Here is a 20,442-nt window from a genome sequence, read left to right as displayed (position 1 = left end):
CCTCCGTCGCCGGAGGGCACGTCGACGCTGTACCGCGCCGGGCACGGGGGCCGTCGTCCGCGGCGGCGGCGCCGGCTGTCCTGGCCGAAGCGGATCGTGCTGGTGCTGCTGGTTCTGGTGGTGCTGGTGGTGGCGGGCGGGGTGGCGCTGTACGTGTGGGCGGGCGATCAGGCGCGCCGTACCGACGCCCTCGCCGACTACTCCGGCAGGCCGGCACCGGGCAAGGGCACGAACTGGCTGCTGGTCGGTTCGGACAGTCGTGAGAGCCTGACGCCCGAGCAGCGCAAGCAGCTGCACGTCGGCAACGACCAGGGCCTGAACACCGACACGATCATGGTGCTGCACCACGGGGACAGCGGCCCCTACCTGGTGAGCCTGCCGCGGGACAGCTATGTGGCGGTCCCCGGCCACGGCAGGAACAAGGTCAATGTGGCGTTCGCGGAGGGCGGCCCCAAGCTGCTGACGCGCACCGTGGAGCAGGCGACCGGGCTGCGGATCACGCGCTACGCCGAGGTCGATTTCCTGGGCTTCGTGAAGGTGGTGGACGCGCTCGGCGGGGTACGGATGTGTCTGGACAAACCGCTCAAGGATGAGAAGTCGGGTGCCGACTTCCGGGCGGGCTGCCAGGAGATGGACGGAGTGCGGGCACTGGCGTACGTACGGGCGCGTTATACGGACCCGGAGGGTGACCTGGGCCGGGTCGGGCGGCAGCGGCGGTTGATCGGCGCGCTCGGCGACAAGATGCTCGGGGCCGGTGTGCTGCTCAACCCGTTCGCCCTGGTCCCGGCGCTGGACGCGGCGCTGTCGGCGCTGACCGTGGACCGGGAGGCGGGGGTGCAGGACCTGGCGCGCCTCGGCTGGGCGATGAAGGAGATCTCGGACGGGGCGGGTGCGGCGACCACCGTTCCGGTGGCGAACCCCGGGGTGGATCTGGGTGGTCTGGGCGATGTGGTGGAGTGGGACGAGCAGGGAGCGCGGCGGCTCTTCCAGGCGCTCCGCGAAGATGTCCCGATTCCGACTTCTGGCAACAATTGACGCATCCTGGAGCATTGAAAGGGGCGGAGTGTCGCGTAACGGTCGCTTCGAATCGATCCAGAAAGATGTGCGCACCATCGCGCCGCACGTCGGAGAGGGGCTAGAGGGATGAGTGCATCGGTTTCGCCTCATGGGTTCGAGATCGTACGAGGACGTGGCTACCGTCCCGAGGATGTCGACCGCCGGGTGGAAGGGCTTTCGGTCGACCGTGACTCCTGCTGGGAGCGCGCCGCGCGGCTGACGGTCCTCGCCAACGAGATGACGGCCGAGCTGGCGGAGCTGCAGGAGTACGTACGGCAGCTGCCGCCGCAGACGTACGAGTCGCTGGGCGAGCAGGCCCGGCTGATCCTGACGACGGCCGAGGCGGAGGCGGCGCGGCTGTGTTCGGACGCCGAGCAGGCGGCCGAGGAGGCGCGCGAGGAGGCCGAGGCGTACGGGCGGCAGATCCAGGAGGCCGCGAGCCGGGCCGGCCAGGAGCTGCGGGACGAGACCGAGGACCGGGCGCGCCGCTCGGTCGAGGCGGCGTGGGCCGAGGCGGACGAGATCGAGGCCGCGGCCGTCAAGGACGCCGGTCAGTGGCGGACCGCGGCGGCCGACGCGCTGCACGAGATGGAACGGCGTACGACCGCGACGCTGCGGGAGCTGGAGCAGGAGCAGACCGAGCAGTGGGAGGCGGCCGGCCGCGACCTCGCGGCGCAGGAGGCCGACCTCGAACAGCGGGTGGCGGAGCTGGAGGAACTGGGCCGCGCCAAGGTCGCCGAGGCGGAGCGCCTCCTCGCGGAGGCCGAGGAGGCGGCGCGGCACCGCGACGAGGACGCCGAGGCGCGCGCCGCGGACCAGCTGGCGCAGGCCAGGGTCGAGGTCGAGCGGATCGAGCGGGCCACCGAGCGGACGCTGCGCGAGCACGCGGAGCGGCGCGAGAAGGTGCGCGAGCACATGACGCACGTCCGCAACACGCTGGCGGCCCTGACGGGCAAGGCGCCGGACGAGGACGAGCCGACGGCCGGGGACGCCGGGGAGGCCGGGGAGGCGGGGGCCACGACGCGGGCGGACGGCGGCACGGTGCTGCTGGAGAAGGCCGGCGGCGCGGCGGAGGACGCTGAGGGCGCGGGAGACGCGGCGGGCGTGGGGGCCGGTGGGGTCACCGAGTCCGGTGGGGTCACCGAGGCTGGTGAGCCCGGTGCGTCCAGTGAGCCCGGCGAGACTCGCGTGTCCGGTGAGGTCGGTACGTCCGGTGCGGCCACGGGTGCCGATCACGGTTCGGCCGCCGCCGGAGCCGGGTCCGACACGCGGGCGCCGGTGGACCCCGACAACGAGGACACCCTGGAGACGAAGCTGCCGCGGCTGCCGGAAGGGCAGCAGTGACGCGGGCCGCGAACCGTGCGGGGAGAGCGGCGGGCACCGAGGGGCGCCCGCCCTTTCCCCGGCGGGCGCCCTGACGGTCAGCCGTTGCGCCGGGCGGACTCGGCGGCGGATTCCTTGACGGCGGTCTCCTTGACGGCGGCGTCCGTACCGGTCGTACCGCTCGGATCGGCCGTGCCGCCCGTACCGGCGGTCCCGCCCGTACCGGCGGCCCCCTCGGCGGGCGCGGGCTCCCCGTGGACCGGGAAGCGGCGCGGCGCGAGCAGCAGGAGGACCAGGAAGGAGAGGCCGGCGGCGACCGCGGCACCGATGTAGACGTGCTCGACGGTGGCGTCCACGGCGCGCCGCAGGTAGTCGGCGGCGCGGTCGGTGAGGGCGCCGGCGCGGGCCAGGGCGTGCGAGACGGAGTCCAGGTCGCCGGGCAGGCCCGGCCGGATGTCCGGGGGCGCGGCCTCCAGGCGGCCGTTGAGGGTGGCGTTGGCGACGGCGCCGAAGAGGGCGGCGCCTACGGACTGGCCGACCTGGCGGCAGAAGAGGATCGAGGCGGTCGCGGTGCCGCGCTCCTCGAAGCCGACCGAGGACTGTACGCCGATGATCAGCGGCAGCTGGAAGAGGCCGAGGGCGGCGCCGAGCGCGAACATGATCAGCGCGGGCTGCCAGGCGGCGCCGGGGTAGGGGAGCAGCGGGAAGGCGAGCAGCACCAGCGTGGCGGTGCCGATGCCGATCATGGAGCAGGCGCGGATGCCGACGCGGTTGTAGACATGGCTGCTCAGGGCCGCGGACACCGGCCAGCTCAGGGTCATCGTGGACAGGACGAAACCGGCGGCGATGGGGCCCAGGCCCAGGACGGCCTGGGCGTAGGTGGGCAGGAAGACGGTCGGCGCGACCATGAGCAGGCCGACGGCGCCGAGCGCGAGGTTGACGGCCGAGATCGTACGGCGGCGCCAGACCCAGCCGGGGATGATCGGTTCGGCGGCGCGGCGCTCGATGACGACGGTGGCCGCCGCGCACACGGCGCTGCCCGCGAAGAACAGCAGGGACGGGGCGGAGAGCCAGGGCCAGGCGACGCCGCCCTGGACGAGGGCGGTCAGCAGCAGCCCGCCGCAGGCGAAGATCGTGAGTGCGCCGGGCCAGTCGACGCGGGGGCGCCGGGTGCGGTCGCGGGCGGGCAGCGACTCGCGGAAGTGCCGTACGACCAGCCAGAGCGCGAGGGCGCCCACCGGCAGGTTGACCAGGAAGATCCACCGCCAGTCGGCGTACGCGGCGAGCAGCCCTCCGAGGGCGGGCCCGGCGACCGAGGAGGTCGCCCATACGGTGGACAGCTTGGCCTGGATCTTGGGGCGTTCCTTCATCGGGTAGAGGTCGGCGGCGACGGTCTGGATGGTGCCCTGGAGGGCGCCCCCGCCGAGCCCTTGCAGGACGCGGAAGGCGATGAGGGAGGCCATGTTCCAGGCGGCCGCGCACAGCAGCGATCCGACGAGGAAGATGATCACGCCGGCGACCAGGATGGGCTTGCGGCCGAAGGTGTCGGAGAGCTTGCCGTAGACCGGCAGGGTGACGGTGACGGCGAGCAGGTATCCGGAGAAGAGCCAGGAGAAGACGGCGAAGCCGCCCAGGTCACCGACGATCTGCGGGACGGCGGTGGCGATGATGGTCGAGTCGAGGGCGGCGAGCGCCATACAGAGCATCAGGGCGGCGACGACGCGGCCGCGCTTGGCGGGTAAAGGGGCGGCGGGGTCGGGCGGTACGGCGGGTGCCATCGGTACGGCAGGGGCTGGTGGTACGGCAGGAGCGGGCGTGGCGCGCACCGGGCCGCCGGACGAGGGAACCGCCCCGCCGGTCGTCGGACCCGCCCCGTCCGCCCCGGGCCCCGGCCTGCCGGACGCGGAAACCGCCCCGCCCGCCCCGCCCGCCCCAGTCCTCCGCGCGCCCTCCGCGCCCGGCATCCGGTCGCCGTCCTCCGCCGGTATCCGGGTGCCGTCCACAGCGGACACCGGGCCCGGCTCCGTACTCCCTCTCCGCCCCGCCTCCCCGCCCGGCCTCCCGCTCGTGTCCCATCCCTTGCTGCTGCGGCTCACGTGCCCCCCTCGGCTGTTCCGTGTAAATGACACTTTTCCATGCGGGGGCCGTAACCGGAACGGCGCTTCGCGACGCCCGGACCCGGCCGGTGGGGCGAGTGGAACGCGGGTGTCAGCAGGGAGTCGTACTCTTGTTGAAACCCGGCCCGTCGCACGTGTCGGGCTGCTCGCGTTGTTCGCCTCACCGGGACGGAAAGCCTTTTCTCATGAGCCTGACTGGTCTGCTCGACGCCGTCGTCCAGGACCCGGCGCTCGCCGAAGCCGTGCGGGCCGCGGGTGACGGCAACCGTCCCCACGTGGACCTGGTCGGCCCGCCGGCCGCCCGGCCGTTCTCCGTCGCCGCCCTCGCCCGCCGCACCGGCCGTACGGTCCTGGCCGTGACCGCCACCGGCCGGGAGGCCGAGGACCTGGCCGCCGCGCTGCGCTCGCTGATGCCGGCCGGCGAGGAGAACGCGGTCGTGGAGTACCCCTCCTGGGAGACGCTGCCGCACGAACGGCTCTCGCCGCGCTCGGACACGGTCGGCCGCCGCCTGGCGGTGCTGCGCCGCCTCGCCCACCCCAGCCAGGACGACCCGACCGCGGGCCCCGTCCAGGTGGTCGTCGCACCCGTACGGTCCGTGCTCCAGCCGCAGGTCAAGGGCCTGGGCGAGCTGGAGCCCGTGGCGCTGCGCACGGGGCAGACGGCGGACCTGGAAGAGGTCGTGGAGGGGCTGGCGGCAGCCGCCTACGCGCGGGTCGAACTGGTCGAGAAGCGCGGCGAGTTCGCGGTGCGCGGCGGCATCCTGGACGTCTTCCCGCCGACCGAGGAACACCCCCTGCGGATCGAGTTCTGGGGCGACGACGTCGAGGAGATCCGCTACTTCAAGGTCGCCGACCAGCGGTCCCTGGAGGTGGCGGAGCACGGCCTGTGGGCGCCGCCGTGCCGTGAGCTGCTGCTGACCGCCCAGGTGCGGGCGCGCGCCGCGGACCTCGCGGAGCAGCACCCGGAGCTGGGCGAGCTGCTGGGCAAGATCTCCGAGGGGATCGCCGTCGAGGGCATGGAGTCGCTGGCTCCGGTGCTGGTCGACGACATGGAGCTGCTGCTCGACGTGCTGCCCGGGGGCAGCATGACGGTGGTGTGCGACCCGGAGCGGGTGCGCACGCGCGCCGCCGACCTGGTGGCCACCTCGCAGGAGTTCCTCCAGGCGTCGTGGGCGGCCAGTGCGGGCGGTGGGCAGGCCCCCATCGATGTCGGTGCCGCCTCCCTCTGGGGCATCGCCGACGTCCGGGACCGGGCGCGCGAACTGGGCATGATGTGGTGGACGGTGAGCCCGTTCGCCGCCGACGAGGAGCTGGACGAGGACACCCTCAAGCTGGGGATGCACGCCCCGGAGACGTACCGCGGCGACACGCAGCGGGCGCTGGCCGACACCAAGCGCTGGATCGCCGAGGGCTGGCGGTCGGTGTTCATCACCGAGGGGCACGGCCCGGCCGCCCGTACGGTCGAGGTGCTGGGCGACGAGGGCATCGCGGCCCGTCTCGACCCGGAGCTGGGCGAGCTGTCGCCGTCGGTCGTGCACGTCTCGTGCGGGTCCCTCGACAACGGTTTCGTCGACCCGGGCCGGAAGCTGGCGGTGCTGACCGAGACGGACCTGACGGGCCAGAAGTCGGCCAGCAAGGAGCTGGGCCGGATGCCGGCCCGCCGCCGTAAGACCATCGACCCGCTGACGCTCCAGGCGGGCGACTTCATCGTCCACGAGCAGCACGGCGTCGGCCGCTACATCGAGATGGTGCAGCGTACGGTCCAGGGAGCCACCCGCGAGTACCTGCTCGTGGAGTACGCGCCGGCCAAGCGCGGCCAGCCCGGCGACCGGCTGTACATCCCCACCGACCAGCTGGAGCAGGTCACCAAGTACGTGGGCGGCGAGGCGCCGACGCTGCACCGCCTCGGCGGCGCCGACTGGACGAAGACCAAGGCGCGCGCCAAGAAGGCCGTCAAGGAGATCGCCGCCGACCTGATCAAGCTGTATTCGGCGCGGATGGCGGCGCCCGGCCACACCTTCGGGCCGGACACCCCCTGGCAGCGCGAGCTGGAGGACGCGTTCCCGTACGCGGAGACGCCCGATCAGCTCACGACGATCGCCGAGGTCAAGGAGGACATGCAAAAGTCCGTCCCGATGGACCGGCTGATCTGCGGCGACGTCGGCTACGGCAAGACCGAGATCGCGGTGCGGGCGGCGTTCAAGGCCATCCAGGACGGCAAGCAGGTCGCGGTGCTGGTGCCGACGACGCTGCTGGTGCAGCAGCACTTCGGTACGTTCACCGAGCGGTACGGCCAGTTCCCGGTCGTGGTGAAGGCGCTCAGCCGCTTCCAGACGGACACCGAGGCCAAGGCCACCCTCGAAGGCCTCAAGGACGGTTCGGTCGACCTGGTCATCGGCACCCACCGCCTGTTCTCCTCCGAGACCAAGTTCAAGGACCTGGGCCTGGTCATCGTGGACGAGGAGCAGCGTTTCGGCGTCGAGCACAAGGAGCAGCTGAAGAAGCTGCGTGCCAACGTGGACGTGCTGACGATGTCCGCCACGCCCATTCCCCGTACGCTCGAAATGGCGGTGACCGGCATCCGCGAGATGTCGACGATCACCACGCCGCCGGAGGAGCGGCATCCGGTCCTGACGTTCGTCGGGCCGTACGAGCAGAAGCAGATCGGCGCCGCCGTCCGGCGTGAACTGCTGCGCGAGGGCCAGGTCTTCTACATCCACAACCGTGTCGAGTCCATCGACCGGGCCGCCGCCCGGCTGCGCGAGATCGTGCCGGAGGCCCGTATCCAGACCGCGCACGGCCAGATGGGCGAGGCGCAGCTCGAACAGGTCGTGGTCGACTTCTGGGAGAAGAAGTTCGACGTGCTGGTCTCCACGACGATCGTCGAGTCGGGCATCGACATCTCCAACGCCAACACCCTCATCGTCGAGCGCGGCGACAACTTCGGCCTGTCCCAGCTGCACCAGCTGCGCGGCCGCGTCGGCCGGGGCCGCGAGCGCGGCTACGCCTACTTCCTCTACCCGCCGGAGAAGCCCCTCACCGAGACCGCCCACGAGCGCCTGGCGACCATCGCGCAGCACACGGAGATGGGCGCGGGCATGTACGTCGCGATGAAGGACCTGGAGATCCGCGGCGCCGGAAACCTCCTCGGCGGCGAGCAGTCCGGCCACATCGCGGGCGTCGGCTTCGACCTGTACGTACGCATGGTGGGCGAGGCCGTCGCCGACTACCGGGCGTCCCTGGAGGGAGGCGCGGAGGAGGAGCCGCCGCTGGAGGTGAAGATCGAACTTCCGGTGGACGCGCACGTCCCGCACGACTACGCGCCGGGCGAGCGGCTGCGCCTCCAGGCGTACCGGGCGATCGCCGCCGCCACCTCGGAGGACGACATCGCGGCGGTCCGCGAGGAACTGACCGACCGCTACGGCAAGCTGCCCGAGCCGGTCGAGAACCTCCTCCTGGTCGCCGGGCTGCGCATGCTCGCCCGCTCCAGCGGCGTCTCGGACATCACCCTCCAGGGCTCCAACATCCGCTTCGGCCCGGTCGAACTGCGCGAGTCGCAGGAACTGCGCCTCAAGCGCCTGTACCCCCGCACGATCCTCAAGCCCGCCACCCGCCAGATCCTGGTACCGCGCCCGTCCACCGGCAAGATCGGCGGCAAACCGCTGGTCGGCCGGGAACTGCTCGCGTGGGTGGGGGAGTTCCTGACGACGGTGCTGGGCTGAACCCGGGCCGGGAGGCCGGCTGTCGCGAGGGAGGGGAACCGCCCAAGGGTGCGGTTCCCCTCCCGAGGCGTTTGATTACGATGCCGTGGCAGACCGGACGAGAGGCGGGGGAGCACGTTGGGCGGCAAGTTACAGGTCGAGACACAGGAACTCGACCGGCTTCTGCGGCAATTGGCCACCGGGCGCGAGGACATGGAGAAAGCCCTCGACGCCCTTGAGCGCGTCGGGCCGAAGAGCACGGGCAGTGTGGCCCTCGACCACGCCTGTGACGAGTTCCACGACAGCTGGGACGACGCGATCAAGAAGATCGCGAAGGGGACCCAGCAGATCGAGGAGAAGCTGAAGGCCACCAAGAACAACTACGAGGAGACGGAAAGGGCCATCCGGGACGCCATGTCCAAGGGCGCGGCCCCGCCGATGCCGGCCCCGTCGGCACCGCCCAACGTGGGCGCGTACCCGGCCGGCCCACGGCCGTCGGCACCGGCACCGGCCCCGTCGTCCGGCCCCGGGGCGGGCGCCCGGTGAGCGACGACAAGGACTTCCCCGGCCTCGGCTTCGACCCGGCCCCGGGCAAGGTCGAGAGCGTCGAGGACCTCAGCAACAAGATCAACCGAGCGTCCGGCGGTCTGGAGAGCGCCCACAAGACGCTCATGGGCATCGCCAAGGGCGGCAAGACGTGGGAAGGCGTGGCGGCGAACGCCTTCAGCCAGCACGTCGGCGACCTGCCGAAATCCCTCTCCGACAGCGTCGACGCGCTGAAGCAGGCGTCCACCCAGCTCGGCGGCTGGCGCGGCAAACTGTCGGGCTACCAGAACACGGCCCGCCAGTACGAGGCCGAGGCCAAGGCGGCCAAGGAACGCATCAAGACGCAAGAGGCGGCCCACGACCGGGCGACGAACGACTACAACCAGGCAGCCTCGGCCCCGGCCTTCCGGCTCGCCGGCCAGTACTACACCGACCAGGCGGCGCTCAACGAGGCACAGAGCAAGCTCGACGCGGCCCAGGCCCGGCTGAAGTCCGCCGGCCAGGAACTCGACACCGTGGGCAAGCGTCTCGACGCGGCCAAGGACGAGCTCGACGACATCATCAAGAAGGCCAAGGAACTCCTCGAACACCACCAGTCCGACGCGCGGGACGTCGCCGACCGACTGCGCAAGGCCAACAAGAACGCACCGGACATCAGCCTCTTCGAGCGGCTCGGGGACGCCTTCAAGCGCCTGGGCCACGCGATCAAGGAATGGTGCGTCAAGCACGCCGACCTGCTGAAGACGATCGGTGACTGGCTCGGCAACATCGCCGGCGTCCTGGGCGTCCTCTCCCTCCTCACCATGTGGTGCCCGCCGCTGTCCGGCGCCCTCGCCCTGGCGGGCGGCGCGCTGTCCCTGGGCTCGCTGGCGGCACACGCCGGGGCCAAGCTGGGCGGGGCCAAGGTGAGCTGGACGGATCTCGGTATGGATGCCGTGGGGGTGTTGCCGTTCGGCAAGTTCGCGAAGGCGGGGGTGCTTGGGAAGGTGAAGATCCGGGTGGGGTCCAGGGAGCTGATCGACACGGCGACGGGTGCGCGCAGCGTGGTGAACGACGTGGACAAGGTGGCCCAGGTGAACCACCTTGAGGGACTGGTGCAGCGGGGCATCGCCTCCAGCGACGACCTCGCGAGGGGTAGAAGTCTCGGCCCCATCGAGCGTGCCGCGGGGCGGGTTTTCGAGGCGAACGGCGGTTTCTCCAACCGGATGAAGCTGGCCTGGGAGAGCCATGTCAGCAACAACATGGCGTCCGGCATCAAGGAACAAGGCTGGGCGCAGACGCTGAAGAGGATCCCCGGAGTCGCGGACGCCGATTCCTTCAAGGCGGCCCTCCGGGCGGACGGCACCCTCGACCCCATGTCCTGGTGGTCCAAGGGCCCGCTCGTCGGGCAGGGCGCCGTCAGCGCAGGAGTGGGCAGCTACCAGACCGCGACCGAGGGGTGAGCATGGTTCATCGACAGGAAACGGGCGGCGGGCCCGCATACCTCTCCCGGACCTGGCTCCTGGTGTGGTTTGTGCTGCAGTGGCTGGTGTTGCCGGTTGCTGTGGCACTCATAGTGCTCTGGTACGTCTGCGCGTTCCTCGCGAACGCGGTCGTCGAGAGCACGCCCCGCCTCGATTACCTGGTCCGGATCTACGTCGGCCCCCGGCGGCTCGCCCGCGAATGGAGCCGGGACCCGGCCCGTTGGGAAGACCACTTCCGGGCCCTCCTGCCCAAGTTGCGTGCGGAAGCGGCGAAGATCATGTCGCCCGGCCAAGTGGGGTACCCGCTCCGGGCGCGTCTCAAGTACTTGAGTACGCACGCGCGCGCGGAGCACGAGGAGCGCTCCGACCTCTTCGCCGACGTCGCCTTCATCGTCTTTGTGCACCACTACCGCGGATGCGGACCGGAGGCCGCCCGGCGCATAGCGCGGGCCGACGGCTGGCGGATCATCGCGCCCGGGGACCGGATGGCGGGAGACATGGCCCCTGACGACGACCAAGGCCTCGCCCTTGCCATCCCGAACCCCCGCAACACCCCAACTTCACCCCCCAACACCCCCTCCGGAAGGCCATGACCCAGTCCACTCAGCTCCATATCGAGATACCGGACGGGTTCCACACCCTCGGGCTCGAAGGCGACGACGCCTACCGCGAGGACTGCGTTCAGGAGATGGCGGACCTCGTCTGGTCCGAAGGGACCGATCTCCAGCGCGACACCATGGCGGCCGTCTACGGTGAGATGGCCGGGACCTTCGCCGACGACGGGGCGTTCTACGCCGGTGTCTGCTTCGTGGGCATGGACGACGACCGCGTCAGCACCGCATCGGTGGTCGCCCGGCTCGACGACGCGGACGCGGCCGATGCCGACATCGTCGCCGCCGGGCTCGCGGAGGCGCTGTCCCACACGACGACGGAAGTCAGCGTGACGCGGGTGCCCGCCGGTCCGTGCGTGGTGTCCTTCCACGGCTCGCAATGGGTGCCGTCCGAGGGCGCGGAGCCGCTCGGCATCGCCCGCGTGGACGCGCAGATTCCCGTCCCGAGCCGCTCCCAGCTGCTGACGCTCTCCCTCAGCACCCCGTCGCTGACCGAGCTGCCGGTGTACGTCAACATGCTGCGCCTCATCGCCGAGACCGTGACGGTCGTGGACGCCGGGCCCCCGTCCGGCTCCGGCGCCGAGGTGGGCACCTCGCGGCACAGCGTTGCCGACGAAATGCGCTCCACCTTCGGCTGAGGCCGGCCGCTACACCCGCCGCTACGTCCCCGCTGTGCTCGCCGCGCCGGGCGTAGCGGCGTTTCTGCCGTCTTCCGCCCCATTCAGGCACCTTGACGGTGACCGGTGGGAGATATCGCTCTATGGTCGGGCTGCCTCGTGGGTCCCACGGGGGCACCCGACCATCGAGAACTGGATGTTTCCACCGTGATAAGACCCCGCCGCGCCGCCCTGTCCGCCGCCTCCCTGATCACCGCGGCGCTGGTCGCCCTCTCCGGATGCACTCCGGACGGCGGTGCGGACAAGGGCGGCGCGGCGAGCCCGTCCGCGACGGCTTCCGCCTCGGCCCCGGCCACGCCTTCGCCGTCCGCGTCGCCGTCCGAGAGTCCGAGCCCGAGTGCCACGCCGTCGTCCGCCGCGCCCGCGCCCACGCCCGAGGCGGCCGAGCCGCCCGCGCCGGCGCGTAAGACGCACGGGACCGGCGCAGGCTCGGGCTCCGGTGGTTCCGGTTCCGGTGGCTCTTCCTCCGGCGGGTCCGGCGGGTCGTCCTCCGGCGGCTCCGGTTCCGGCTCCGGTTCCGGCGCTTCGGACGACGGGGTGATCCTCGCGCCGTCCGGCAACCACTACCGCCGCGGCCAGTTCTGCAAGAAGGCCCACCTCGGTCTGACCACGAAGGACTCGCACGGCGCGACGCTGAGCTGTGAGATGCAGAGCGGGCGTCCGCACTGGCAGTGAGCCGGGGCCCGGCCCGCCCTCACACCACGTGGGCGGCGATCCGGTGTGCGCAGGTGAGCGGGTCGGTGTCGGTGGTGTCGACCTCGATGTCGTAGGCGACGCCCTGGTGGACCAGTTCGGCCTGGGACTTCGCCATGCCGGTGACGCGGTCGCCGCGCGCGGCCTCACGGGCGGCGGCCGTCTCGGGGGCGCAGCGTACGCCGACCCACAGCACCGACAGGCCCTTCAGGGTGCGGCGCCAGCGTTCCTGGCCGGCGCCGCCGCCGAGGAAGACCTCGTCCAGGAGGACGCCGGTGCCCGTGCGGGCGATGGCCGCGACGCCCTCCTGCCAGTCGGTCTGCAGGGCGCGGAAGACCGGCCCGACGGTGATGCTGCCGTCGGGGGCGAGGCCGAGGCCCGGCGCGGCCGCGGAGGCTTCCGGTGTGACGAGCGACGGCGGCAGCGCCTCGATGAAGGAGTCGACGCCGAACGTCAGCCAGGGGCGGGGCAGGAGCCCCTGGAGCTGCCGGACGATGGTCGAAGTGCCGGAGCTGGAGCCGCCGTTCAGGACGACTACGTCGGTGCGGGTGCGCGTGGGGCCGGTGGTCATCGGGCCACCGTACGCAGGCGGGTCCGGGCCTGTCCCGTGAAATTACGGGGCCGGGGCCGGCCCGGAGCATGCGGTCAGCGCCGTCCCGTCCGCCGCAGTACCGTCACGTCACCGGCGGCCCCGAGGATGTCGTACACGGCCTTGGGGTGGCGCTTGCGGGCGTCGTCCTGGGCCTGTTCGGGCCCCCGGCCGTCGCGCAGCTCCACGGCGACGTAATCGGGGGCGATGCCCCGGGTGTCCCCTATCCAGAAGACCCGGGTGCGGTCGGTCAGCCGGGAGATGGGCCGTATGTCGGCTTCGACGGTGGCGCCGTCGGGGATACGTTCCAGCAGGTGTTCGGCGGCCGTCGCGGCGGGCGGCTTGCGGTAGGTGCCGGCCTCGGTGAGGCGGGCGAGGGGGAGTGTGGTGGTCAGGGCCAGCGCGGCGGCCAGTACGGCGGCGGGCAGGTGGTGGGCGTACGCGCGTACCCAGGGGCGCGTGGAGACCAGCGTCCGCGGCAGGGCGTCGGCCAGGGCCAGGAAGACCACCGGCATCAGGACGGCGTTGTAGTGCCAGTCGACGCCCCAGTAGTGCGGCTCGTGGGAGATGAAGCGCCAGCCGAGGGTGGGGAGCGCGACCAGCAGCAGCGGTGAACGCAGCGCGAGCAGCCCGGAGGTGGGCAGCACGATCCACAGCAGGGTGCGTACGGCGGTGTCCGGCGGGATGCGGGGGGCCGGGCCGCCCTCGCCGCTGAGCTTGTTCCAGTAGTCGTACGAGCCGGAGCCGTTGAAGCCGGGAATGATCACGCCGAGGGTGACGGCGGCGGCGACGAGGCCGAACGCGACCAGCGCGACGGCGAGCGGCACGGCGCGCCGCGCCCGTACGAGGATCAGCGCGCCGATGGCGGCGGCGCTCACCCCCAGGTCCTCCTTGACCAGGACGAGCGGCGCCGCCCAGCACACCGCCGCGGTCCAGCGGCCGCGCAGCACCGCTTCGAGCGCGAAGGCGATCAGCGGTACGGCGAAGGCGATCTCGTGGAAGTCGAAGTCGACGGCCTTCTGCAGCCCCCAGGACAGCCCGTACGCGACGCCGACGGCCAGGCCCCGGCCCTGCCCGAGGGCGCGGACGGCGGCCCGGGTCACCGGCACGGCGGACAGGGCGAAGAGGAAGGCCTGCGCGAACAGGAGGGTCAGGGGGCCGGGGAAGACCCGGTAGAGGGGGGCGAGCAGGGCGAGGACGGGGCTGAAGTGGTCGCCGAGGAGGTTGGTGCCGGGGCCCTTGAGGTCGGCGACGGGGGCGCGCAGGTGCGCGTAGGCCCGTACGGCCTGTTCGAATATCCCGAGGTCCCAGGAAGCCGTCGCCATCGCGCGAAACCGCAGGGCGGAGATCGCGAAGAAGACGGCGAAGAGGGCCGCGGCGGTCCAGTACGGGAGCAGCCGGGGGCCGAGCAGGGTGGCGGTCCGGGCGCGGAGCCGGCCGGGGGCGGGGGCGAACCCGGCCCCGGCGACGGGCGCGGACGTCGTCCTGCCGCTCGCCGCGGTTGCTGCGGCCGTGTCCATGGGCGTCCTTACTCTCAACTTCCGAAAAGATATCCGAGGCCGTCGAACCGGCCGGTATTGTCGCCTCTTTCGAGATGGGATGTCCCTCTTGCTCCGGATATGGACCGCGTCGTTGTCCCCCATACGGAACCTGCCCAGCGCCCGCCGCGGCGCCGTCGCCGCGGCGGGACTGGCCGCGCTGCTCGCCCTCACCGGCTGTACCCCCGGTGGCAAGGGCGGCGGTACCGGGGGAGACGGCGGCGCGGCGACGTCCGTTCCCGCCGCGGGCGGCACCGCGCTGCACGCCGTCGGGTCGCTCACGGTCAAGGGCCGCGCCCCCAAGACGGGTTATGCCCGCGACCGCTTCGGCACGGCCTGGGCCGACACGGACGGCAACCACTGCGGGACGCGGGACGACATCCTCAAGCGGGACCTGAAGGAGGTGCGGTTCACCGACGGGCACTGCAAGGTGGCCTCCGGGACGCTGACCAAGGACCCGTACACCGGCCAGGCGGTGCAGTACGAGCGCGGGCGCAGCAAGGTCGACATAGACCACCTCGTGGCACTGTCGGATGCCTGGCAGAAGGGTGCGCAGCAGTGGCCGGGGCGCAAGCGGGTCGCGCTCGCCAACGACCCGCTGAACCTGATCGCCGCCGACGCCTCCGCCAACCGGCAGAAGGGGGACGGCGACGCGGCGACGTGGCTGCCGGCCAACAAGGCGTACCGCTGTGACTATGTGGCGCACCAGGTGGCCGTGAAGAAGAAGTACGGGCTGTGGGTGACGCAGGGGGAGAAGGACGCGATGACCGAGGTGCTGAACGGCTGCCCGAAGCTGAAGCTGCCGACGGGCGGCGGGCCGACGGAGGCGCCGGAGCGGTTCGCGGCCAAGTAGCCGCGGCGGGTGGCCGCAACCGGAGCGGGCGGCCGGAAGCGGTGCACGGCAGGCCGCCGGCCCGGTCCCGCGTGTCGCGGGTTCCGGGCCGGCGGCCTGTGTGGGGAGAAGGGGCCGTACGGAGGGCGCCGGCCGGTCAGAGGCCGAGCTGCCAGTGGGTGGCCTTGTGGTCGAAGCCGGGCCGGATCTGGACGTCGAGGTCCTTGGCGCCGGCCGGTACGTCGAAGGCGAAGTCGGCGGTGGCGGTCTTGCCGGGCTGCAGCGAGCCGCTGAAGCCGGAGCCGACCTTGCTGTCGTAGATCCGCTCGGCGGCCTTGCCGTCCTTGCCGGCCCGCGCCTCGACCATGACCAGGTCCCCGGCGACGTCCTTGCCGCCCTTGTTCTCGATCCGCACGGTGACCTTGTAGGACTTGTGGCCCTGCTCGTGGCCGACCGCGATCTCGTCGGCGGTGTACGGGGACGGCTTGGAGACGGTGACGTTCAGGCCCGTGTCGTAGACGGCGGTGGCGCCGCCCTTGTAGCTCTTCGCCGACGTGCCGCCCTGCCCGTCCTCGGGCTTCGCCTCCGAGCCCTCCAGGGACTTGTTGACCTCCTTCACCGCGTCGTTGACCGCGGTCGCCGTGATCACCACGCCGACCACCGACAGGATCAGCGCGATGGCGCCGAAGACGGCGCCCGCGGTGGCCATGCCCTTGTTGGTGGCCTGGCCGCGCTTGGCCCGGCCGCGGCCCACCAGGCCGAAGACCAGGGCGAGCAGGCCGAGGATGCCCGCCAGCCAGAAGAACAGCGGGATCAGGCCGCTGAGCGCGCCGATGATGCCGAGGACGAGGGCGGCGACGCCCAGCCCGTTGCGTGCGGCCTGGTGCGGCGGCATGCCCGTGGGGGCCTGCGGGGCGTGCGGGTGGTGCATCTGGTGCGACATGGAGATACGGCCCCTTCCGGGCGGTGGATCAGGAAAGTCGGCGGAGAGCGGCGGACATCGGCGGATGGACGCGCGGCGGTGCGCCGCCTACCAGGAGTGAACTGGTCCCGCCGTGTGAACCGGCGGTGCGGTGGGTCAATAACAACACTAGCTGTGAACCGAGTCAACATGGCTTTGGGTTATGGGTCCATTCACGCCGTGAAGAGGGTGATGCCGCATTCGTGGGTATGCTCGGCGCCACACGCAGGTGAGGGGCGAGCGGACGGGAGCCAGCCAGGTGCCGGAGACAGCAGCAGCGACGGGGAACGGACCGGCGGACGGCACGGCGCCCGGCCAACCGGCCGAGGTGACCGCCGCCGGCATCGCCCGGCTGGCCGGCGTCGGCCGCGCCGCGGTCAGCAACTGGCGCCGCCGCCACGCCGGTTTCCCCAAACCCGTCGGCGGTACGGAGACCAGCCCCACCTTCGCCCTCGCCGACGTCGAGCACTGGCTGCGCGCACAGGGCAAACTCGCCGAGGTGCCGCTGCGCGAGCGGGTCTGGCAACAGCTCGTCTCGCACCCGGCCGGCGCCGCCACCGCCCTGCGGCACGCCGGCGCCGTGCTGCTCTTCGTCCGCGACCGGCCCTCCGCCTGGAACCAGTTGAGCGGGGCCGCCGACGACACCGAACTGGCCGGGATGCTGCCCGCCATCCTCGAATCGGTCCTCGCCGCCCACCTGGGCCGCCACCACCCCGTACACGGCCTGACCCGCGACGCCCTCCTGCCGTCCGCCGCCCTCGTGCGGGCCACCGCCGGACTCGCCTCCGAGGAGGGCGGCGCCGTCGCGGCCTTCGAGTTCCTGCTCGGCCGCCACCTGGACGCCAACCCCCGGCAGTACACCCTCACCCCGCCCGGCCCGGCCGGGCTGATGGCCGCGCTGGCCGGCGGCGCCCGCAGCGTCCTCGACCCGGCGAGCGGCACCGGCAGCCTGCTGGACGCCGCCGAGGACGCCGCCTCGCACGCCGCCGAGGGCGCCACGGAGCTGTACGGCCAGGAGGCCGACCCGGACCTGGCCGCGCTCACCGCGCTGCGGCTGGCGCTGCGCGCGCCCGGCGCCCAGGTGCGCGTGCACGCCGCCGACACCCTCCGCGCCGACGCCTTCCCGCAGCTCGCCGCAGACGCCGTCCTCGCCCACCCGCCGTTCAACGAACGCAACTGGGGCCACGACGAACTGGCCTACGACCCGCGCTGGGAGTACGGCTTCCCGGCCCGTACCGAATCCGAACTGGCCTGGGTGCAGCACGCGCTGGCCCGGCTGCGCGAGGGCGGCACCGCCGTCCTGCTGATGCCGCCCGCCGCCGCCTCCCGCCGCTCCGGCCGCCGCATCCGCGCCGACCTGCTGCGCCGCGGCGCCCTGCGCGCAGTCATCGCCCTGCCCGCCGGGTCCGCGCCGCCGTACGGCATCCCGCTGCACCTGTGGGTCCTGCGCAAGCCCGGCGCCGCCGCGGCGCCCTCGCCGCACCTGCTCGTCGTCGACACCGCGGCCCTCGCCGCCGGCGGCGCGCCCGGCCGGGACAAGCCGGACTGGCAGGCCGTACGGACCACCGCGCTGGAGGCCTGGGAAGCCTTCGACCAGGACGGTGGGGTCGAGGAACAGCCCGGCGTACGGCGCTCGCTCGCCGCCATCGACCTGCTCGGCGACGACGTGGACCTGGCCCCGGCCCGGCACCTGCCGCCCCCGTCGGCCGCCGGCGGCCTCGCCGAACTGGCCGGGATGCGCGAGCGGCTGGCCACCACCCTGTCCCGTACGGCCGAACTGACACCGCGACCGGCGGCCGGCCCGGAGTCCGCGCCCGTCCGCTGGCCGCTGACCACCGTCGGCGAACTGGCCCGCGCCGGCGCCCTCGTGCTGCGCGCAGGCGGCCCCGGCACCGCGACCGCGGACGCCGCGCCCGCCGTCCTCACCGAGCACGACGTCATCGGCGGTACGGCACCCACCGGCGCGCTGCCCGAAGGCGCCGCGACCGCACCGGCCGAGGAACCCGTCCTGGTGGCGGCCGGGGACGTCGTGGTGCCCGTCCTGGGCGGCGGCGCCGTCGCCCGCGTCGTCGACGAGGCCACCGCGGGCGCCGCCCTCGGCCGCAACCTCTTCCTCCTGCGGCCCGACCCGGCCGCCCTCGACCCCTGGTTCCTCGCCGGGTTCCTGCGCGGCACCGCCAACACCCGGCAGGCCAGCAGCTACGCGTCCACCGCCACCCGCCTGGACGTCCGCCGCCTCCAGCTCCCGCGGCTGCCGCTGGCCGACCAGCACCGCTACGGGCGGCGGTTTTGCGAACTGGCCGCCTTCGAGGAGACCCTGCGCCTCGCCGCCCGCCTGGGCGAGCAGCTCGTACAAGGGCTCCACGACGGTCTGACGGACGGGTCGGTCACGCCCGGCTGACGGACGGGTCGGTCACGCCCGGCTGATTTCCTACAACCCCGGCGGCGTCTGCGGTGTCGTATATACGCTCGATCACACGCATCCGCAGCATGTCCCCGGCAGCACACCGCACCCCGCCGGGCCTTGATCCGTCAGGAGCAGTAATGCACGGCCCTGTCCCGGCACCGCCGCACCGTCCCGCATCGCAAGGGACGGTCGTCCTGCTGCGGGTCGCCTTCGTGGCGCTGGCCGTGCTCAGCCTCGGCTTCCTGGCCTGGGCGACGCTGCTGCGCGCCGCCCTCGTGCAGCGCCGCCCGCTGGGCTGGTGGATCTTCGGCGCCGACCTGGCCCTCGTCCTCTTCGCGATCATGCTCGGCGGCGGCCGGGACGAGAACTCCTGGCAGACGAACACCGGCGTGGTGCTCATCCTCGTCCAGATGGCCGCGGCCGTCGTGTACTTCCTCGTCGTCGACGGGCGCGCCCAGCGCGTCGCGCACACCTGGCCGGCGTACGGGCCTCCCGGCGCGGTCCCGGGCGCGGGTGCCGGCACGGGCCCGGCGTACGGCTATCCCGGACCGGCCCCCGCCCCGGCCCCCATGCCGCCCGCCCCGCATCCGTACGCCGGAGCGCAGCTGCCGCCCCAGCCGCCGAGGCAGGCCCCGGAGCCGCTGCCCCAGGACTGGCCCTACGCGCAGACCCACACGCAGAGCGCCTTCCAGGGCCATGCCCAGCACCAGCCCCAGGCCCAGCACCAGCCCCAGCAAGCCGCGTACGAACCGCCGCCCGGCACCCCGTACGACCAGCCGCAGCCCGCCGCCCCCTACCCGGCCCAGCCGCAGCGCATCGACCGCGTCCGCGCCGAACTGGACGAGCTGAGCGACTACCTCCGCAAGGAGGAGGGGCGTTGAACGGACGTGTCGTCGCCGAGCGCTACGAACTCTCCGCGCTGCTCGGCCAGGGCGGCATGGGCCAGGTCTGGATCGCCTACGACCGCCGCCTCGACCGCCGCGTAGGCGTCAAGCTGCTGCGCCCCGACCGGGTTTCCGGCACGCCCGACGCGGAGGAGATGCGCCGCCGCTTCGTACGCGAGTGCCGCGTCACCGCCCAGGTCGACCACCCCGGCCTGGTCACCGTCCACGACGCGGGCAGCGACGGCGACGACCTCTACCTGGTCATGCAGTACGTCGAGGGCGCCGACCTGGCCGACCATCTGGCCGAGCACGAGCCGTACCCCTGGCCGTGGGCGGTCAGCGTCGCCGCCCAGCTGTGCGCCGTCCTGGCGTCCGTGCACGCCGTGCCGATCATCCACCGCGACCTCAAGCCGCGGAACGTGATGGTCAAGCCGGACGGCACCCTCACCGTCCTCGACCTCGGTATCGCCGCCGCCCTGGACACCGACACCACCCGTCTGACCAGCACCGGTTCGCCCATCGGCAGTCCCGCCTACATGGCGCCCGAGCAGGCCATGGGCGGCACGGTCGGCCCGTACACGGACCTGTACGCGCTCGGCGTGCTGCTCCACGAACTGCTCAGCGGCGAGGTGCCCTTCGCCGGTTCCACGGCCCTGGGCGTGCTGCACCGCCATCTGTACGAGCCGCCGGTCCCGGTGCGCCGGCTCCGGCCGGACGTGCCCGAACAGCTGGAGGCGCTCGTCCTGCGGCTGCTCGGCAAGGACCCGCAGGAGCGGCCCGCCGACGCGCAGGAGGTCTACCGGGCCCTGGTGCCGCTGCTGCCCACCGCGGACGCGGCGCGTGCCGGTGCGGGGGCGGGCGCGCCGATGGACCCGACCCGGCCGTTCCTTCATCCGCACGCGCCCTGGCCGGCGCGCGCGGCGGCGCCTGCCGCGCCGCAGCCGGTCGCGGTGCCGGGCGGGGCGCCGGCCGCGGCTCGGCCCGTACACGGACCTGTACGCGCTCGGCGTGCTGCTCCACGAACTGCTCAGCGGCGAGGTGCCC

Annotated in this window: 16 protein-coding genes; 12 read left to right on the top strand and 4 right to left on the bottom strand. The window is 73.0% G+C overall.

All coding sequences use genetic code 11. The features are described 5' to 3' along the window. The first annotated feature begins 93 nt into the window (after positions 1-93). Positions 94-1,035 (top strand): LCP family protein, encoded by a 942-nt coding sequence (locus ACFV57_RS03380; RefSeq protein ID WP_385225614.1) that lies wholly within the window; start codon positions 94-96, stop codon positions 1,033-1,035. 186 nt (positions 1,036-1,221) lie between these two features. Beyond that, positions 1,222-2,400 (top strand): cellulose-binding protein, encoded by a 1,179-nt coding sequence (locus tag ACFV57_RS03375; RefSeq protein WP_385225179.1) that lies wholly within the window; start codon positions 1,222-1,224, stop codon positions 2,398-2,400. Between the two features lie 77 nt (positions 2,401-2,477). On the opposite strand, the gene ACFV57_RS03370 is transcribed toward ACFV57_RS03375, so the two are convergent. Continuing rightward, positions 2,478-4,205 carry an MFS transporter gene (locus ACFV57_RS03370; RefSeq protein ID WP_385225612.1) on the bottom strand — a complete coding sequence of 576 codons (1,728 nt, stop codon included), beginning with the start codon at positions 4,203-4,205 and terminating at the stop codon, positions 2,478-2,480. Between the two features lie 476 nt (positions 4,206-4,681). On the opposite strand from ACFV57_RS03370, the gene mfd reads away from it, so the two are divergent. The 6 genes from mfd (at position 4,682) to ACFV57_RS03340 (ending at position 12,169) form a co-directional block, all read left to right on the top strand. Then, the gene (mfd, locus tag ACFV57_RS03365; protein WP_385225177.1) at positions 4,682-8,218 is read left to right on the top strand and encodes a transcription-repair coupling factor; all 3,537 of its coding nucleotides are present in this window, start codon (positions 4,682-4,684) and stop codon (positions 8,216-8,218) included. Between the two features lie 117 nt (positions 8,219-8,335). After that, positions 8,336-8,743 (top strand): WXG100 family type VII secretion target, encoded by a 408-nt coding sequence (locus tag ACFV57_RS03360; RefSeq protein WP_385225175.1) that lies wholly within the window; start codon positions 8,336-8,338, stop codon positions 8,741-8,743. Then, positions 8,740-10,185 carry a putative T7SS-secreted protein gene (locus ACFV57_RS03355; RefSeq protein ID WP_385225173.1) on the top strand — a complete coding sequence of 482 codons (1,446 nt, stop codon included), beginning with the start codon at positions 8,740-8,742 and terminating at the stop codon, positions 10,183-10,185. Before ACFV57_RS03360 ends, ACFV57_RS03355 begins: the two co-directional genes overlap by 4 nt. A gap of 2 nt (positions 10,186-10,187) precedes the next feature. Continuing rightward, the gene (locus ACFV57_RS03350) at positions 10,188-10,799 is read left to right on the top strand and encodes a hypothetical protein (RefSeq protein WP_385225171.1); all 612 of its coding nucleotides are present in this window, start codon (positions 10,188-10,190) and stop codon (positions 10,797-10,799) included. Next, entirely contained in the window at positions 10,796-11,455 is a 660-nt protein-coding gene (locus ACFV57_RS03345; RefSeq protein ID WP_385225169.1) for a hypothetical protein, read from the top strand. The genes ACFV57_RS03350 and ACFV57_RS03345 overlap by 4 nt, the downstream gene beginning before the upstream one ends. Before the next feature lie 186 nt (positions 11,456-11,641). Further along, positions 11,642-12,169 carry a hypothetical protein gene (locus ACFV57_RS03340; RefSeq protein ID WP_385225167.1) on the top strand — a complete coding sequence of 176 codons (528 nt, stop codon included), beginning with the start codon at positions 11,642-11,644 and terminating at the stop codon, positions 12,167-12,169. Positions 12,170-12,188: 19 nt separating this feature from the next. On the opposite strand, the gene cpt is transcribed toward ACFV57_RS03340, so the two are convergent. Then, positions 12,189-12,758: a chloramphenicol phosphotransferase CPT gene (gene cpt, locus ACFV57_RS03335; RefSeq protein ID WP_385225165.1), complete on the bottom strand. Its 570-nt coding sequence runs from the start codon at positions 12,756-12,758 to the stop codon at positions 12,189-12,191. Between the two features lie 74 nt (positions 12,759-12,832). After that, a complete protein-coding gene (locus ACFV57_RS03330; protein WP_385225163.1) occupies positions 12,833-14,296 on the bottom strand; it encodes a DUF2079 domain-containing protein in 1,464 nt (487 codons plus the stop codon). Between the two features lie 112 nt (positions 14,297-14,408). Between ACFV57_RS03330 and ACFV57_RS03325 the strand changes: the two genes are divergently transcribed. Then, the gene (locus ACFV57_RS03325) at positions 14,409-15,167 is read left to right on the top strand and encodes an HNH endonuclease family protein (RefSeq protein WP_385225161.1); all 759 of its coding nucleotides are present in this window, start codon (positions 14,409-14,411) and stop codon (positions 15,165-15,167) included. Between the two features lie 136 nt (positions 15,168-15,303). Here ACFV57_RS03325 and ACFV57_RS03320 read toward each other — a convergent pair whose 3' ends face one another. Further along, complete coding sequence (locus ACFV57_RS03320; RefSeq protein ID WP_385225159.1) at positions 15,304-16,089, bottom strand: DUF4190 domain-containing protein; 786 nt, start codon at positions 16,087-16,089, stop codon at positions 15,304-15,306. Positions 16,090-16,435: 346 nt separating this feature from the next. Between ACFV57_RS03320 and ACFV57_RS03315 the strand changes: the two genes are divergently transcribed. The 3 genes from ACFV57_RS03315 to ACFV57_RS03305 form a co-directional block, all read left to right on the top strand. Next, the gene (locus ACFV57_RS03315; protein ID WP_385225610.1) at positions 16,436-18,508 is read left to right on the top strand and encodes an N-6 DNA methylase; all 2,073 of its coding nucleotides are present in this window, start codon (positions 16,436-16,438) and stop codon (positions 18,506-18,508) included. A 143-nt stretch (positions 18,509-18,651) separates the two neighbouring features. After that, positions 18,652-19,395, top strand: a complete 744-nt coding sequence (locus ACFV57_RS03310) for a hypothetical protein (RefSeq protein WP_385225157.1) — start codon at positions 18,652-18,654, stop codon at positions 19,393-19,395. Continuing rightward, positions 19,392-20,442: serine/threonine-protein kinase (locus ACFV57_RS03305; RefSeq protein WP_385225155.1), on the top strand; the 1,051-nt coding region annotated here is incomplete at its 3' end. The genes ACFV57_RS03310 and ACFV57_RS03305, both read left to right, overlap by 4 nt.

Origin of the sequence: Streptomyces sp. NPDC059788, from assembly GCF_042732265.1 — a bacterium.
Classification (GTDB): Bacteria; Actinomycetota; Actinomycetes; order Streptomycetales; family Streptomycetaceae; genus Streptomyces.
The sequence above is the reverse complement of the archived record's forward strand: the minus strand, read 5'-3'. Positions and strand labels throughout refer to the sequence as shown.